Genomic DNA, 14,589 nt, shown 5'->3' with positions numbered 1-14,589 from the left:
CGCATCCACACGCATTCCGAAGATGAGACTTGTGAAGTTTCGCTGGCCGCGCGCCGTGCCCCCGCTCACGCGCGCGCCACTGCTGAGCCTGAGCGCGGCATGGACGATGGCGCTAGCCGTGAGCCTGGCTTTGAGCGCGGCGCCCGCGCAGGCGAGGCCGTCGATCGCTCAATACGACGAGCCCAAATACCCGGCCGATTTCACGCACTTCGACTACGCCGATCCCAGCGCGCCCGCCGACGGCACGCTCAGCTTCCAGAACTACGACGAGCTGCAAACCTACGATTCGCTGAATCCGTTTCTGGTGCGCGGCGCGCCGGCTCCCGACATCCGGCGCCTGATGTTCGACACGCTGATGCAGCGCAGTTGGGACGAGTTGGCCTCCGAGTACCCGCTGATCGCGGACGACGTGGAAGTCGCCGCCGACCTGGGTTCGGCGACCTTCCACATCAACCCGGCCGCGCGCTTTTCGAACGGCGACCCGATTACCGCGGCGGACATCAAATATTCGTTCGATACGTTGACGAGTCCGCAGGCTTCGCCGATGTTCAACGCGGAGTTCGCGGTGATCAAACGCGCGGTCGTGGTGGACAACGCCACCGTCCGCTTCGACTTCAAACATGCGGAACGCTCGGCGCCGCTGATTGCCGGCGACTTGCCGATCTTCTCGCGCAAGTGGGGCATGCGCGCCGACGGCACGCGCCCGCCGTTCGATCAGATCGCCTCGGAGGCGCCGATCGCGAGCGGCCCGTATCTGATCGAGTCGCGCAAGAACGACAAGCAGATCACCTACCGCCGCAATCCGAACTATTGGGCCGCGAATCTGCCGTCGCGGCGCGGCATGTACCGTTTCGCGAGCATCACGTTCAAGCTGTACCGCGATCACTACACGCAACTCGAAGCCTTCAAGGCCGGCGACGCCGACGTGGTCGTCGAATACAGCGCGACGCAGTGGGCCCGCAAGTACGTCGGCAAGAACTTCACGAACGGCATGCTGAAAAAGGGCGAATTCGCCGACGGCCCCGCGCAGATGCAGGGCTTGCTGATCAATCTGCGCAAGCCGATGTTCCAGGACGTGCGCGTGCGCCGCGCGCTGAGCATGGCCTTCGATTACGACTGGATGAACCGCATGATGTTCCGTGGTCAATACCGGCGCACGCATAGCTATTTCGACGCGAGCCCGTTCGGCGCGACCGGCCTGCCCGGACCCAAGGAACTCGCGCTGCTCGAACCGTATCGCGACAGCGTGCCGCCCGAGGTATTCGGGCCGATGACGAAGCAGCCCGACACCATCGCGCCGAATTCATTGCGCGGCAATCTGCGTGTCGCGCGCGACCTGCTTGCGCAAGCGGGCTGGCACTACCGCGACGGCGCGCTGCGCGATGCGAAGGGCACGCCGATGACCATCGAGATCATGGACGATCAGCCCGGCATGGATCGCCTGATCCTGCCGTACATGCAGGCGCTCGGCGTGCTCGGCATCGAGGCGCACATGCGCGAGATCGACAGCGCGTTGTACCAGAAGCGCCTCGACAATTTCCAATACGACATGACCACCTTCATCTATCCGCCGGTGACGATTCCGGGCGCGGAGCTGCAACGCCGCTTCGGCAGCGCGGCGGCTTCGCAGATCGGTTCGGAAAACTATCCGGGCATCCGCTCGAAGGCGGTCGACGCGCTGATTCGCGCCGCGCTTGCCGCCACCACGATCGAAGACCTGCAAGCGGCGACTCGCGCGCTCGATCGCGTGCTCATCAACTCGTATTACCTCGTGCCCGAGTACTACGCGCCGGGTGCGCGCATCGGCTACAAGGCCACGATGGGCTTTCCGAAGATCGTGCCGGCGACCTACCAGTACGAGGATTGGGTGATCAGCTACTGGTACGCGAAGCCGCGAGCGGCGCAGACCCCGGCGCAGACCCAAACCGCCGCGGCGCATTGAGCGACAGAGGAACAGCATGCTTGCCTACATTCTCAGACGATTGCTGTTGATGGTGCCCACGCTGCTCGGCGTGGTCACGCTGACCTTCGTCGTCACGCAGTTCGTGCCGGGTGGGCCGGTCGAACAGGTGATGACGCAACTCCGCCACGGCACTGGCCGTGGCGGAGAGGCCGGGGCGGGCGGCGGCGGTTATCACGGCAGCCAGGGCGTCGATCCGCAGCAGATCGAGCAGATCAAGAAACAGTTCGGTTTCGACAAGCCGCCGCTCGAACGCTATCTGCTGATGCTCAGGCACTACGCGACGTTCGACCTCGGCCAGTCCTACTATCAGCACGACAGCGTATGGCAGGTGATTCGCTCGAAGCTGCCGGTCTCGGTCACGCTCGGCCTGTGGACCGTGCTGCTCACGTATCTGATCTCGGTGCCGTTGGGGATCGCCAAGGCGGTGCGCAACGGCTCGCGCTTCGATACCGTGACGAGCGTGCTGGTGCTGGCCGGTTACGCGATTCCGGGCTTCGTGCTGGGCGTCCTGCTGTTGATGCTGTTCGGCGGCGGCACGTTCTGGCAGGTGTTTCCGATGCGCGGCCTCACGTCGGATAACTTCGGCGAGTTGAGCGCGTTGGGCAAGGCGCTGGATTATCTGTGGCACATCGTGATGCCGGTCACGGCCTCGGTGGTCGGCAACTTCGCGATCGTCACGATTCTGACCAAGAACACTTTTCTGGAAGAGATCGGCCGGCAGTATGTGCTGACCGCGCGCGCGAAGGGCGCGCCGCAGCGCGACGTGCTGTGGAAACACGTGCTGCGCAACGCCGCGATTCCGTTGCTGACCGGCTTGCCGGCGGCTTTCGTCGGCGCGTTCCTGAACGGCAATCTGCTGATCGAAACACTGTTCTCGCTCGACGGCATGGGCCAACTCTCCTACGACTCGGTGATTCGCCGCGATTACCCCGTGGTGCTCGGTTCGCTGTTTCTGTTCACGCTGATCGCCCTCATCACCAAACTCATTGCTGACGTCTGCTATGTCCTCGTCGACCCCCGCATCCAATTCAACCGCCTGGACCGCTGACGCCTCCGGCGCGGCGCACGCGGCATCGCCGTCGCCGTGGCGGCGCACGTGGCTGCGCTTCAGGCGGCAGCGCCTGGGCTACTGGAGCCTCGTGATCTTCGCGTCGCTGTTCGTCGTCAGCCTGCTTGGCGAGGTGCTGTCCAACGATCGCCCGCTCGTCGTGCGCTACGACGGCCACTACTATTTTCCGATCGTGAAGGACTATTCGGAGACCCTGTTCGGCGGCGATTTTCCGGCGCGCGCAAATTACCTCGATCCGTATATCCGTTCGCGGCTCGAATCGAACGGCAACTTCGCGATCTATCCGCCGAATCATTTTCACTACGACACCATCGACTATTTCGCCGCGCATCCGTATCCGGCGCCGCCCACGTCGAGCAACTGGCTCGGCACCGATCAGTACGGCCGCGATGTGCTCGCCCGTTTGCTGTATGGCTTCCGCTTGTCGGTATTGATGGCGCTGGCGTTGACCGTCTCGGGCGTGGTGATCGGCGTGACGGCGGGCGCCGTGCAGGGTTTTTACGGCGGACGCACCGATCTGATCGGCCAGCGTCTGATCGAAATCTGGAGTTCGATGCCCGACCTGTACCTGCTGATCATCTTCGCGTCGATCTTCGAGCCGACGTTATGGCTGCTGTTCATCCTGCTTTCGTTGTTCGGCTGGCTCGTGCTGTCGGACTACGTGCGCGCCGAATTCCTGCGCAACCGCTCGCTCGATTACGTGAAGGCGGCGCGCACGATGGGCCTCGGCAACTGGCAGATCATGTGGCGTCATGTATTGCCGAACAGTCTCACGCCGGTGATCACCTTTCTGCCGTTTCGCATGAGCGCGGCGATTCTCTCGCTGACGAGCCTCGACTTTCTCGGCCTGGGCGTGCCGCCGCCGACGCCGAGCCTCGGCGAGTTGCTGCAGGAAGGCAAGAACAATCTGGACGCGTGGTGGATCTCGATGTCGGCGTTCGCCGCGCTGGTGATCACGCTGCTGCTATTGACCTTCATGGGCGACGCGTTGCGCAATGCGCTCGACACGCGCTCGCGCGGTTCGGCGTTCGGCGGAGGTCCGCGATGAGCGATGCAGTGCCGAGCCGCCCCTTGCTGGAAGTCGACCGCTTCTCCGTGCGTTTCGGCGACACGATCGCGGTGCATGAATTGAGCCTTTCGATCGCGCGCGGCGAGCGCGTGGCCCTGGTCGGCGAATCGGGTTCGGGCAAGAGCGTGACCGCGTTATCCATCTTGCGTCTCGTGGAGCAAGCCGAATTGAGCGGCCGCATCTTGCTCGACGGCGACGATCTGCTGCAAAAAACCGAGCAGCAGATGCGCGGCATTCGCGGCGCTGATGTGGCGATGGTGTTTCAGGAGCCGATGACGGCGCTCAATCCGCTCTTCACGATCGGCAAGCAGATCGCCGAAAGTCTGCGCCTGCACGAAGGCTTGCGGCCGAACGCGGCGCGCGAGCGCGGCATCGAGTTGCTCAGGCGCACGGGCATTCCCGAGCCGGAACGGCGCATCGACAGTTTTCCGCATCAACTGTCGGGCGGCCAGCGGCAGCGCGCGATGATCGCGATGGCGCTCGCGTGCCGTCCGCGTTTGCTGCTCGCCGACGAGCCCACCACCGCGCTCGACGTCACCGTGCGCCAGCAAATCGTCGATCTGTTGCTCGCATTGCAGGAACAGGAAGCCGCCGACCGCGGCATGGCCGTACTGCTGATCACGCACGATCTGAATTTGGTGAAGCGTTTCGCGCAGCGCGTCGCGGTGATGGAGAAAGGCGTGCTGGTCGAAACCAATACGACCGAAGCGCTGTTCGCCGATCCGCGGCATCCGTACACGAAACGCCTGCTCGACAGCGAGCCGCAACGCGCAATCGAACCGGTCGAAGCCGGCGCGCGGCGCCTGCTCGAAGTGCAGGGGCTCGCCGTCGACTACAGCACGTCCGCGAAAGGCTGGCGTTCGATGTTCAGGCGCTCGACATTTCGCGCGGTGCATGAAGTCGATCTGAGCGTGCGGCGCGGCGAGACGCTCGGCATCGTCGGCGAATCGGGGTCCGGCAAATCGACGCTGGCCGCCGCGGTGCTCGGCCTCCAGCAGCCGGCGGCGGGCCACGTTCATATCGACGGCATGCCGTTGTCGACGCTCAAGACCGCGACGTCCCGCCGGGCGCTCTATGCGCGCATGCAGGTCGTGTTTCAGGACCCGTTCGGCTCGCTGTCGCCCCGCATGACGGTGGAGCAGATCATCGGCGAAGGGCTTGCCGTGCATCGTCCCGAAGTGAACCCGAAGGCGCGGCGCGCCCGCGTGGGCAGCTTGCTGGAAGAGGTGGGTATGCCCGCCGACGCGATGCTGCGCTATCCGCATGAATTCTCCGGCGGGCAGCGTCAGCGCATTGCGATCGCGCGCGCGCTCGCGGTGCAGCCCGAACTCATCGTGCTCGATGAACCGACCAGCGCGCTCGACGTATCGATCCAGAAACAGGTGCTGAACCTGCTGACAAATCTGCAGAAAAAGTACAAGCTAAGCTTTTTGTTCATCACGCACGATCTCGCCGTGATGCGAGCCATGGCGCATCGCGTGATCGTGATGAAGTCGGGGCGCATTGTCGAAGCCGGCGACACGCTCGACGTACTGCACGCGCCGTCGCATCCTTATACGCGGTCTTTGCTGGCGTCCTCGCTGACCGTCGCGCAGCCGGGCGTGATGGCGACTCATACGGAAACCGCCAATGATTGACGAACGTTGGGCGCAAGCCGCCCGCACGCTGAAGAGCCGCGCGGCCTTCTGGTCGCTGCGCATTGTCGACGAACAGATCGACGACCACGAGATTCGCAACGACGTCGCGCAGCCGCTGCGCTCGGTGCGCGACCGCGGCGCGATGCTGATCGCGTGGGTGGGCGCGGGAGCGGGCTATGCGGCCACCGCGAATCTCTCGGCGGCCGGCTTGCAAGCCGCGCTCGACATCGCCACCGCGCGCGCCGAGGCGAGCGCGGCGGTGTCGCTGATCGATCATCGCGAGGTGGCGCGGCCCACGGCGAGCGGGCACTACCTGTCGCCGAACGCGCAACGTGCGCTGCCGGGCCGCGCCGAATGGCTCGACCGTTTGGGCGCCGAATGCGCGAGCGCGAATCTCGATGCACGGATCGTCGAGCGCGTGGCGTCCGTGCAGATCATCCATACCGACCAGCTATACATGACCGGCGACGGCGTGCGCATCGACCAGCAGTTCCGCTTCCTGATGCCGCAACTGAGCGTGGCCGCGCACGCGAACGGCGATACCCAGGTGCGCACGCTCGGCGGCAACTACGGCACGCTCGCGCAGGGCGGCGTGGAAGTGCTGGCGCGCTTCGGCTTCGACGGCGCGGGTGTGCGCGTCGCCAGCGAGGCGCTGCAATTGCTGGCCGCGCCGAATTGTCCTTCGGGCCAGCGCGATCTGCTGCTGATGCCCGATCAGATGATGTTGCAGATTCACGAGTCGATCGGGCATCCGCTCGAACTCGACCGGATTCTCGGCGACGAGCGCAACTTCGCGGGCTGGAGCTTCGTGAAGCAGGAGATGTTCGGCTCGTATCGCTATGGCTCGGAATTGCTGAACGTCACGTTCGATCCCGAACTGCGCGAGGAAGCCGCGTCCTACGCATTCGACGACGACGGCAGCGAGGCGCACAAGCAGTATCTGATCCGCAACGGCGTGCTCGAACGTCCGCTCGGCGGCGCGCTGTCGCAACAACGCGCGCGCATGCCGGGCGTCGCCAATTCGCGCGCGTCGAACTGGAACCGGCCGCCGATCGACCGGATGGCGAATCTCAACATCGAGCCCGGCGCGAGTTCGCTGGACGAGATGATCGGCAACATCGAGCACGGCATTCTGATGCGCACGAACACGTCCTGGTCGATCGACGACCATCGCAACAAATTCCAGTTCGGCTGCGAATTCGGCCAGTTGATCGAGAACGGCAAGCTCACGCAAGTGGTGAAGCAGCCGAACTATCGCGGCATCTCGGCGAATTTCTGGCGCAGCCTGAGCGCGGTAGGCAATGCGGCCACGCGCGAGGTGTACGGCACGTCGATGTGCGGCAAGGGCGAACCCGCGCAGATCATTCGCGTGGGCCATGCGTCGCCGGCTTGCGTGTTCAGCAACGTCGACGTGTTCGGAGGCGCCTGATGAGCCAGTTCATGTCCTCGCGTGCCGCCACGTCGGTGGATTGGCAGTGGCACTTCACCTTGCTCGCCGATGCGATCGAGCGCCTGCGGCAAGGCGCGGAAACCACGCTCAGTTCGTTCGCGGGAGAACAGTCGGACTTCATCCGCTTCAATGGCGGCAAGGTGCGGCAGACGGGCAGCGTGTCGCAAGGCAAGCTGACCTTGCGCCTGATCGACGGCGCGCGCCAGGCTTATTCGACGCTGACCGTATGCGGCGATCCGCAACAGGATCTCGACGAAATCAGCGCGGCGCTCGCCGCCTTGCGCGAAGGCTTGCGCGGCGCGGCGGACGATCCGCATCTGCTGTTCGACACATCGGCATGGCAGCGAAGCACGCAGCGCTCCGGCAAGCTGCCGGACCCGGACGGCTTGTTGCGCACGGTTGCCGAATGCGCGCGGGGGCTCGATTTCGTGGGCTTCTATGCGGGCGGCACCATCGTGCGCGGCTTCGCATCCACGAGCGGCAGCCGTGGCTGGTACGAAGTGGACAACTTCAATTTCAGCTGGTCGCTCTACGATCCGAGCGGCCGCGCGATCAAGACCGCTTACGCCGGCGACGACTGGAGCGATGCCGTGTTCGCGCACAAGCTCGAACAGGCGGCAAGCCGTCTCGGCGTGCTCGCGCGCACGCCGCGCGCCTTGCCGCCGGGGCGTTACCGCGCGTATCTGGCGCCCGCGGCGCTCGCGGAATTGCTCGGCACGGCTGCATGGAGCGGCTTCTCCGCGCGCGCCCAGGCAAGCTCGCGCAGCGAGTTGTACAAGCTGCATGTGGGAGAAATCGCGCTCGACCCGCGCGTGACGATCAGCGAGGATCTGACGCTCGGCATCACACCCGGTTTCAACGACGACGGCTATCTGCGCGACACCGTGCCGTTGATCGAGGCCGGCCGCAGCGCCGAATGCCTGACCAACGCACGCAGCGCGCGCGAATACGGTTTGACGCCGAACGGCGCCTTGGCGAGCGAGTCGCCGGCGGCGCTCTCGATGCAAGGCGGCGATCTGCCCGAAGACGACGTGCTGGCGAAACTCGGCACCGGTCTTTATATCGGCAACCTGTGGTACGTGAATTTCTCCGACCGGATGAATTGCCGCCTCACCGGCATGACGCGCTTCGCGACGTTCTGGGTGGAGGACGGTGAGATCGTCGCGCCGCTCGAGGCGATGCGCTTCGACGACAGCCTGTACCGTTTGCTCGGCAGCGAACTCGAACAACTCGGCGCGCAAGCGGAATTGCTGTTGAGCGATTCGACCTGGGGCGAGCGCGCCACGGGCGGCATGCAATTGCCCGGCATTCTGGTGAGATCGTTTGAATTGACGTTGTGAGCGTATGGATCAACACCTCGAAACAGAAAAACCCGAGAGCACACCCGAGGGCTTGACGCTGCGCGCACTGCGCCCCGCCGACGCCGAGCAGTTCCACGCCATGCAGCAGTTGCCGGCGGTGGTCAACGGCAATCCGCACGCGCCATTTCGAACGCTCGCCAGTACCCGCGAGTACCTCGAAAAACTGGAGCCCACGGAGATCGCGATCGCGGCGATCATCGGCGACACGCTGGTTGGTGAAGCGGAATTGACGCCTTTGAAGGGACGCCGCTCGCATGCCGGTTCGATCGGCATCGGCGTGCACGACGCATGGCATCGGCGCGGCATCGGCAATGCGCTGATGACTGAACTGCTCGATCTGGCTGACAACTGGCTCGGCCTGCGCCGCGTCGAGTTGCACGTATTCGCCGACAACCACGCGGCGCTCGCGCTGTACCGCAAGTTCGGCTTCGAGATCGAGGCGCGGCAGCGCGGCGCGGTGTTGCGCCGCGGCGTGCTGATCGACTGCTATTTCATGGCGCGGTTGCGCGACGCCGCGCCGCTGATGTCGATGCACAGGGCGACGCAATCGGCGACCCCCATCGCAGCGGAATAAAGCCATGCAAGAAGAAACGTTGCAAGCCACTCATGCAGCGGTGGAGAACCGCATCACGGTGCGAGCGCTCGAACCGTCCGATATCGACGAATTTGCCGAGGTCATGAGTCAACCCGAGGTGCGGCGCGGCACTTTGACCATCGGCTATCGCAGCGCTGAAAACCTGCGCGCCTGGCACGAGCGCCGGCTGAAAGACACGCTGAATGTCGGCGCGTGGCTGGACGGCCGCATGGTCGGGCAAGCGGGACTCCACATTTACAGGCCGAGCCGAGCGCACAGCGCTGAACTGGGTCTCGTCGTGCACGATGCGTTCCACGGGCGCGGCGTCGGCACCGCGCTGCTGCGGGCGCTGACGGAAGCCGCCGACGGCTCGTTCGGATTGCGGCGCATCGAACTGAGGGTGTTCGTCGACAACGCACCGGCGATCGCGCTGTATCGCAAGTTCGGCTTTGTCGAAGAAGGCCGCTCGCGCGCCTATGCCCTGCGCGACGGAGTGTTGGCCGACGCGCTGCATATGGCTCGCCTCGTCGACGCCCCGCGCTTCGAGCCGCCCACCCCGGACCGCTAAGTGCCTTTCTTCTTCATCGACCGCCCGGTCTTCGCGTGGATCGTCGCGCTCGCCATCGTCGTGGCGGGCGCGCTGGCCGTTCCGCTGCTGCCGGTCGCGCAGTATCCGCGTCTTGCGCCGCCGCGCATCGTCATTGCCGCGACGTATCCGGGCGCGTCGACCGAAGTGGTGGACGCCAACGTCGGCAGCATCATCGAGGAAAGCCTCGATGGCGCCGACAACATGCTGTACTACCAGACAACCAGCGACAACCTCGGCGAGCTCGAAATCGACGCGACCTTCGCGCCCGGCACCAATCCCGACCTCGCGCTCGTCGACATCCAGAACCGCCTCAAGCAGGTCGAGCCGCGTTTGCCGCAGCAGGTCGTGCAGCAGGGCATCACCGTGTTCAAGTCGGCCAACACGTTCCTGATGCTGGTCGCGCTCACCTCCACGGACGGCACGCGCGACTCCGTGCAACTGAGCGACTATCTGAGCCGCTATGTGTTGCGCGAACTCAAGCGCGCGCCGGGCGTGGGCTCCGCGCAACTCTGGGACGCCGACGAAGCGCTGCGCATCTGGCTCGATCCGATGAAGCTGCGCGAGTACGGCCTCGGCGCCGCCGAAGTCAACGCCGCGATCGCCGCGCAAAACGCGGCCGTGACGGCGGGCACGCTGGGCGACGCGCCGTTCGTGCCGGGCCAGCAATTGACGGCCTCGGTGAGCGTGAAAGGGCAACTGATCTCGCCGGCCGAATTCGGCCAGATCGTCATCAAGGCGCGGCCCGACGGCTCGGCGGTGCGCCTGCGCGACATCGCGCGGGTCGAACTCGGGCGCGACAACTACGCGTTCTGGTCGCGGCTGAACGGCAAGGCCGCGGCAACGGTCGGCATTCAACTCGGGCCGCGCGGCAACGCGCTCGAAACGTCGAACGCGATTCGCGCGCGTCTTGCCGAACTATCCAAAGGCTTGCCGCCCGGCGTCGCCGTCGAAATCCCTTTCGACAACGCGCATTTCGTGCAGATCGCGATTCATGAAGTGCTCGTCACGCTCGCGCAAGCCGTGGCGCTGGTGTTCTTCGTGATGTGGCTGTTCCTGCGCGATCTGCGCTACACGCTCGTGCCGACCGTGGTGATTCCGGTCACGCTGATGGGCGCGTTTCTCGCGATGTACGCGTGCGGCCTGTCGATCAACGTGTTCACGATGTTCGGCCTCGTGCTCGCGATCGGCATTCTCGTCGACGACGCGATCGTGGTGGTCGAGAGCGTGCATCGCGTGATGGAGGAAGAGCACCTGCCGCCGCGCGAGGCCACGCGCAAAGCCATGTCGCAGATCGGCGGCGCGATTGTCGGCGTGACCGCGGTGTTGACGGCGGTGTTCGTGCCGATGGCGTTCTTTCCGGGCGGCGTCGGCGGCATTTACCGGCAGTTCGCGGTGGCGATGATCGCGTCGATGCTGGTGTCGTCGTTCATGGCGTTGTCGCTGACGCCCGCGTTGTGCGCGAATCTGCTGAAGCCGCAGCGGCAAGCGGTTCGTCAGCGCGACGCGCGGCGTGGTGTGGCGGGCCTGGCCGCGCGCGCGGCGAGCCGCTTCACGGCGGGCTTCGATCGCGCCGCGAACGCCTATCGCGGCCTCACCGCGCGCACGCTGCGCCGTATCGGACCGATGCTCGCGATTTACGTCGTGCTGGTCGGCGTCTGCGGCGTGCTTTATGCGCGGATGCCGGGCGGTTTCCTGCCGAGCGAGGATCAAGGCCAGCTACAGGTGTTGGTGCAGTTGCCCGCGGGCGCGACGCAGGCACGCACGCTGGCCGTCGTGCAGCGCATGGAAAACATCCTGCACGGCGAGCCGGGCATCGCGAACGTCACGAGCGTGATCGGCTGGAGCTTCTCCGGCAGCGGGCAGAACGTGGCGATGGCCTTCGTCGAACTGAAGGACTGGGACAGGCGCGGCACCGGCGCGCTCGCGCTGCGCGACAGCCTCAACGAAAAGTTCGACAAGATCATGGATGGCGATGTGCAGGCGCAACTGCCGCCTTCGGTGCCGGGCCTCGGGCATTCGGACGGTTTCGTTTTCCGCCTGGAAGATCGCGGCGGAGTCGGGCTCGACGCGCTGAAGGCCGCGCGCGAGCAACTGTTCGCGCAGGCCAGGGCGAGTCCCGTGCTGGCCTCGGTGCACTCGGAGGCGCTGCCGGACGCGCCGCGTGTGGAACTCGTCGTCGACCGCGCGAAGGCGTATGCGCTCGGCGTGTCGTTCGACCGCATCGCCGAGGTGCTGGGCAGCACCTTCGGCTCAACTTATATCGACGACTTCCCGGCAGGCGGCCGGATGCGCCGCGTGATGATCGCCGCCGACGCCGCCGCGCGCATGAGCGACGACGATCTGCTGGCGCTCGCCGTGCCCAACGCGACGGGCGGCATGGTGCCGCTCTCGGCGATCGCGGCGCGCCGATGGACCATCGGTCCGGTGATGCTGACGCGCTTTAACGGTTATCCGTCGCTCGACGTGAGCGGCCACGCCGCGTCCGGCTACAGTTCCGGCGCCGCGATGGCGGAGATGGAGCGGCTCGCCGCCGCGTTGCCGGTCGGCATCGGCTACGACTGGGTCGACGCGGCCCGCGAGGAAACCGTGGCCGCGCGGCTCACGCCGTTGCTGATCGGCTTGTCGCTGCTGGCGGTGTTCATGGCGCTGGCCGCGCTCTACGAAAGCTGGACGATCCCGCTCGCGGTGCTGATGGTCGTGCCGCTCGGCGTGATCGGCGCCGTCGCCGCGGTGCTGCTGCGCGGCCTGCCCAACGACGTGTACTTCAAGGTCGGCATGATCACCGTGATCGGCCTCGCGGCGAAAAACGCGATCCTGATCGTGCAGTTCGCCCGCGATCTGCATCGGCGCGGCGTGCCGTTGGCGCGTGCCGTGACGGACGCCGCCGGCGCGCGTTTCCGTCCGATCGTGATGACCTCGGCGGCGTTTCTGCTCGGCGTCGTGCCGCTGGTCGTGTCGAGCGGCGCGGGCGCCGAGAGCCGCCGCTCGATCGGCACCGGCGTGTTCGGCGGCGTGCTGGCCGCCACGCTGTTCGGGCTGGTGTTCGCGCCGCTCGCGTTTCATGCGGTCGCCTCGCTGACGCACGGCCGGCAGCGTCTCGCGCAACTGCGCCGCAAGCGCGGCGAGCGGCGCGCACGCCACGCGGCGGCGGAAGGCGCGGCGCTCGACGAATCGCGCATGACGTGACGGCGGCATGCGGGCGCAGGGTTTTGTCGATCACCGCCGCGCCCGGATTTTCGTCTGACCTTATTTGCGCCGCCGATTAATCAGACTTGAAAACGCCGGATGTTTCATTTTAGAAACGTTTTTGATCGCTCTGAAAATATTTCCGAATATGCCCGATTCCGGTGATTCGGTAATAAGCGGAGCGAGGGCGATGATAATGCCGATAAATTCCTGATTTGCGAATAAGCGCCGGATTGAATCGCTATTAATCGCCGGATTCCGGAGTTCAGATGTGAAACACTTTTCGATGGGCCCGGTGAGCCGGCACTGTCGCGCCTCACGTGCTTCGGCGTCGTGCAAGCCGCCCGGACGATGGCGCAAAGCCAGGCGCCATGCGGCTCTCCGGGTGTTGTCCGAAACCAACGCAAGACCAACGGCCGCTGTCGCGCCATCAGCCCCGGCCGGCTATATCAAACGCCGGATCAAGGTTTTCTTCATACATTGCGTTTGCCGATGGTGATTTGATTTTAAGTTTTACTATAGCCATTCGTTCCGCTAACATCACGCATAATCCGCTAATCGGCTTTGCCCGCGGTTTAAGCCGTCTAATTCATTTGGACGTATAAGCCGGCGGCGGAGCAATGGGTCCACAACGAACGACAGTTTGAGGAAACATCATGCCGCATATGCACCTTGATACTGCGAGGGTTACCTGGTTACATACGCCGGCTCCGAATTTGCGGAGTGTGGCGCGGCGAATCGGCGTGTTGCTGTTCGACGGTTTCTGGCTGCTCGGGCCGGGCACCGTCGTCGAGATGTTCCAGACCGCCAACGAACTGGCGGACTCGCATGCCGGCGAAGAACCGCCCTACGACGTGCAGTTTCTGTCGATGGAAGGCGGCAGCGTCGCCAGTTCCTCGTTGGCGCGAATCTGGACCGACCGGATCGACACGCGCTACGGCAGCGGCTTCGACGTGCTGTTCATCGCGGGCGGCTACGGCGCACATGCGGCGGCGCGCGACGAGCGCTTGCTGGGCTGGCTGCGCTCGGTGCAAATGCGCACCCGCGCGATCGAAACGATCGGCGAGGGCCGGCTCGTGCTGGAAGCCGCCGGCCCCACCGACCACGACGCGCTGCAAGCGGCCCGCTATCTGGGCGGCGTCGCGGCCGAGGCCGCGTCCAGCGATCGCGACGAGTGCGCCCGCAGCGCGCTGATGTTCATCAAGCGCGATCTCGGCGCGGAGTTGGCCCGCCGGGTCGCCGACCGCGTGATGCCCGGCATGGCGGCGACATGGGTGCCGCTGCAGGCGGAAGGCGGCACGCTCAGCGTGGCCGAAAAAATTCGTGCGGCCGCGCGCTGGATGGAGGCGAACTGCGACCGTCAGGTGTCTGTTGCCGACGCCGCGCAGGTGGCGGCGATGAGCGAGCGCAATTTCCTGCGGCGCTTCAAGCACGAAATGCACGTCACACCCTCGGACTATCTGCTGCAGGTGCGGCTGCGCATTGCTTGCAACTTCCTGACGGAAACCGAATTGCCGGTCGATAAAATCGCGCGCCGCAGCGGCACGGGCAACGGCGATCGTCTCGCGAAGATCTTTCGCAAGCGCATGGCGCTCTCGCCCACCGAGTATCGGGCGCGCAGCCGCGTGGCGACCGAGGTGTAGACCAAGGTGTAATTCGCGAGGCAGGCGCCGCGTCGGCGGCGCGCTTCC

11 protein-coding genes are annotated in these 14,589 nt (G+C 65.4%); 10 read left to right on the top strand and 1 reads right to left on the bottom strand.

The window, feature by feature from the left end; genetic code table 11:
- The first annotated feature begins 22 nt into the window (after window positions 1–22).
- The 9 genes from ACTJLC_RS07025 to ACTJLC_RS06985 are packed head-to-tail and all read left to right on the top strand — an operon-like array spanning window position 23 to window position 12,898.
- A complete protein-coding gene (locus tag ACTJLC_RS07025) occupies window positions 23–1,942 on the top strand; it encodes an extracellular solute-binding protein (RefSeq protein ID WP_073430101.1) in 1,920 nt (639 codons plus the stop codon).
- A gap of 16 nt (window positions 1,943–1,958) precedes the next feature.
- Window positions 1,959–3,011, top strand: coding sequence for a microcin C ABC transporter permease YejB (locus tag ACTJLC_RS07020; protein WP_073430100.1), 1,053 nt, complete (start codon window positions 1,959–1,961; stop codon window positions 3,009–3,011).
- Window positions 2,965–4,080, top strand: coding sequence for an ABC transporter permease (locus ACTJLC_RS07015; protein ID WP_073430099.1), 1,116 nt, complete (start codon window positions 2,965–2,967; stop codon window positions 4,078–4,080). Before ACTJLC_RS07020 ends, ACTJLC_RS07015 begins: the two co-directional genes overlap by 47 nt.
- The gene (locus ACTJLC_RS07010; protein WP_073430098.1) at window positions 4,077–5,738 is read left to right on the top strand and encodes an ABC transporter ATP-binding protein; all 1,662 of its coding nucleotides are present in this window, start codon (window positions 4,077–4,079) and stop codon (window positions 5,736–5,738) included. The genes ACTJLC_RS07015 and ACTJLC_RS07010 overlap by 4 nt, the downstream gene beginning before the upstream one ends.
- Window positions 5,731–7,167, top strand: a complete 1,437-nt coding sequence (locus ACTJLC_RS07005) for a TldD/PmbA family protein (RefSeq protein WP_073430097.1) — start codon at window positions 5,731–5,733, stop codon at window positions 7,165–7,167. Before ACTJLC_RS07010 ends, ACTJLC_RS07005 begins: the two co-directional genes overlap by 8 nt.
- A complete protein-coding gene (locus ACTJLC_RS07000; protein WP_073430096.1) occupies window positions 7,167–8,528 on the top strand; it encodes a TldD/PmbA family protein in 1,362 nt (453 codons plus the stop codon). The genes ACTJLC_RS07005 and ACTJLC_RS07000 overlap by 1 nt, the downstream gene beginning before the upstream one ends.
- A 4-nt stretch (window positions 8,529–8,532) precedes the next feature.
- Entirely contained in the window at window positions 8,533–9,123 is a 591-nt protein-coding gene (locus tag ACTJLC_RS06995; RefSeq protein ID WP_073430095.1) for a GNAT family N-acetyltransferase, read from the top strand.
- Between the two features lie 4 nt (window positions 9,124–9,127).
- Complete coding sequence (locus tag ACTJLC_RS06990) at window positions 9,128–9,691, top strand: GNAT family N-acetyltransferase (protein WP_073430094.1); 564 nt, start codon at window positions 9,128–9,130, stop codon at window positions 9,689–9,691.
- A complete protein-coding gene (locus ACTJLC_RS06985) occupies window positions 9,692–12,898 on the top strand; it encodes a multidrug efflux RND transporter permease subunit (RefSeq protein ID WP_073430093.1) in 3,207 nt (1,068 codons plus the stop codon).
- A gap of 60 nt (window positions 12,899–12,958) precedes the next feature.
- Here the strand turns inward: ACTJLC_RS06985 and ACTJLC_RS06980 are convergent, their stop codons facing one another.
- Window positions 12,959–13,258 (bottom strand): hypothetical protein, encoded by a 300-nt coding sequence (locus ACTJLC_RS06980; RefSeq protein ID WP_143031945.1) that lies wholly within the window; start codon window positions 13,256–13,258, stop codon window positions 12,959–12,961.
- Between the two features lie 296 nt (window positions 13,259–13,554).
- Between ACTJLC_RS06980 and ACTJLC_RS06975 the strand changes: the two genes are divergently transcribed.
- Entirely contained in the window at window positions 13,555–14,541 is a 987-nt protein-coding gene (locus ACTJLC_RS06975; protein ID WP_073430092.1) for a GlxA family transcriptional regulator, read from the top strand.
- Window positions 14,542–14,589: the final 48 nt, after the last annotated feature.

Origin of the sequence: Paraburkholderia sp. 22099 (assembly GCF_052045835.1) — a bacterium.
Lineage (GTDB): Bacteria > Pseudomonadota > Gammaproteobacteria > Burkholderiales > Burkholderiaceae > Paraburkholderia > Paraburkholderia terricola.
The sequence above is the reverse complement of the archived record's forward strand: the minus strand, read 5'-3'. Positions and strand labels throughout refer to the sequence as shown.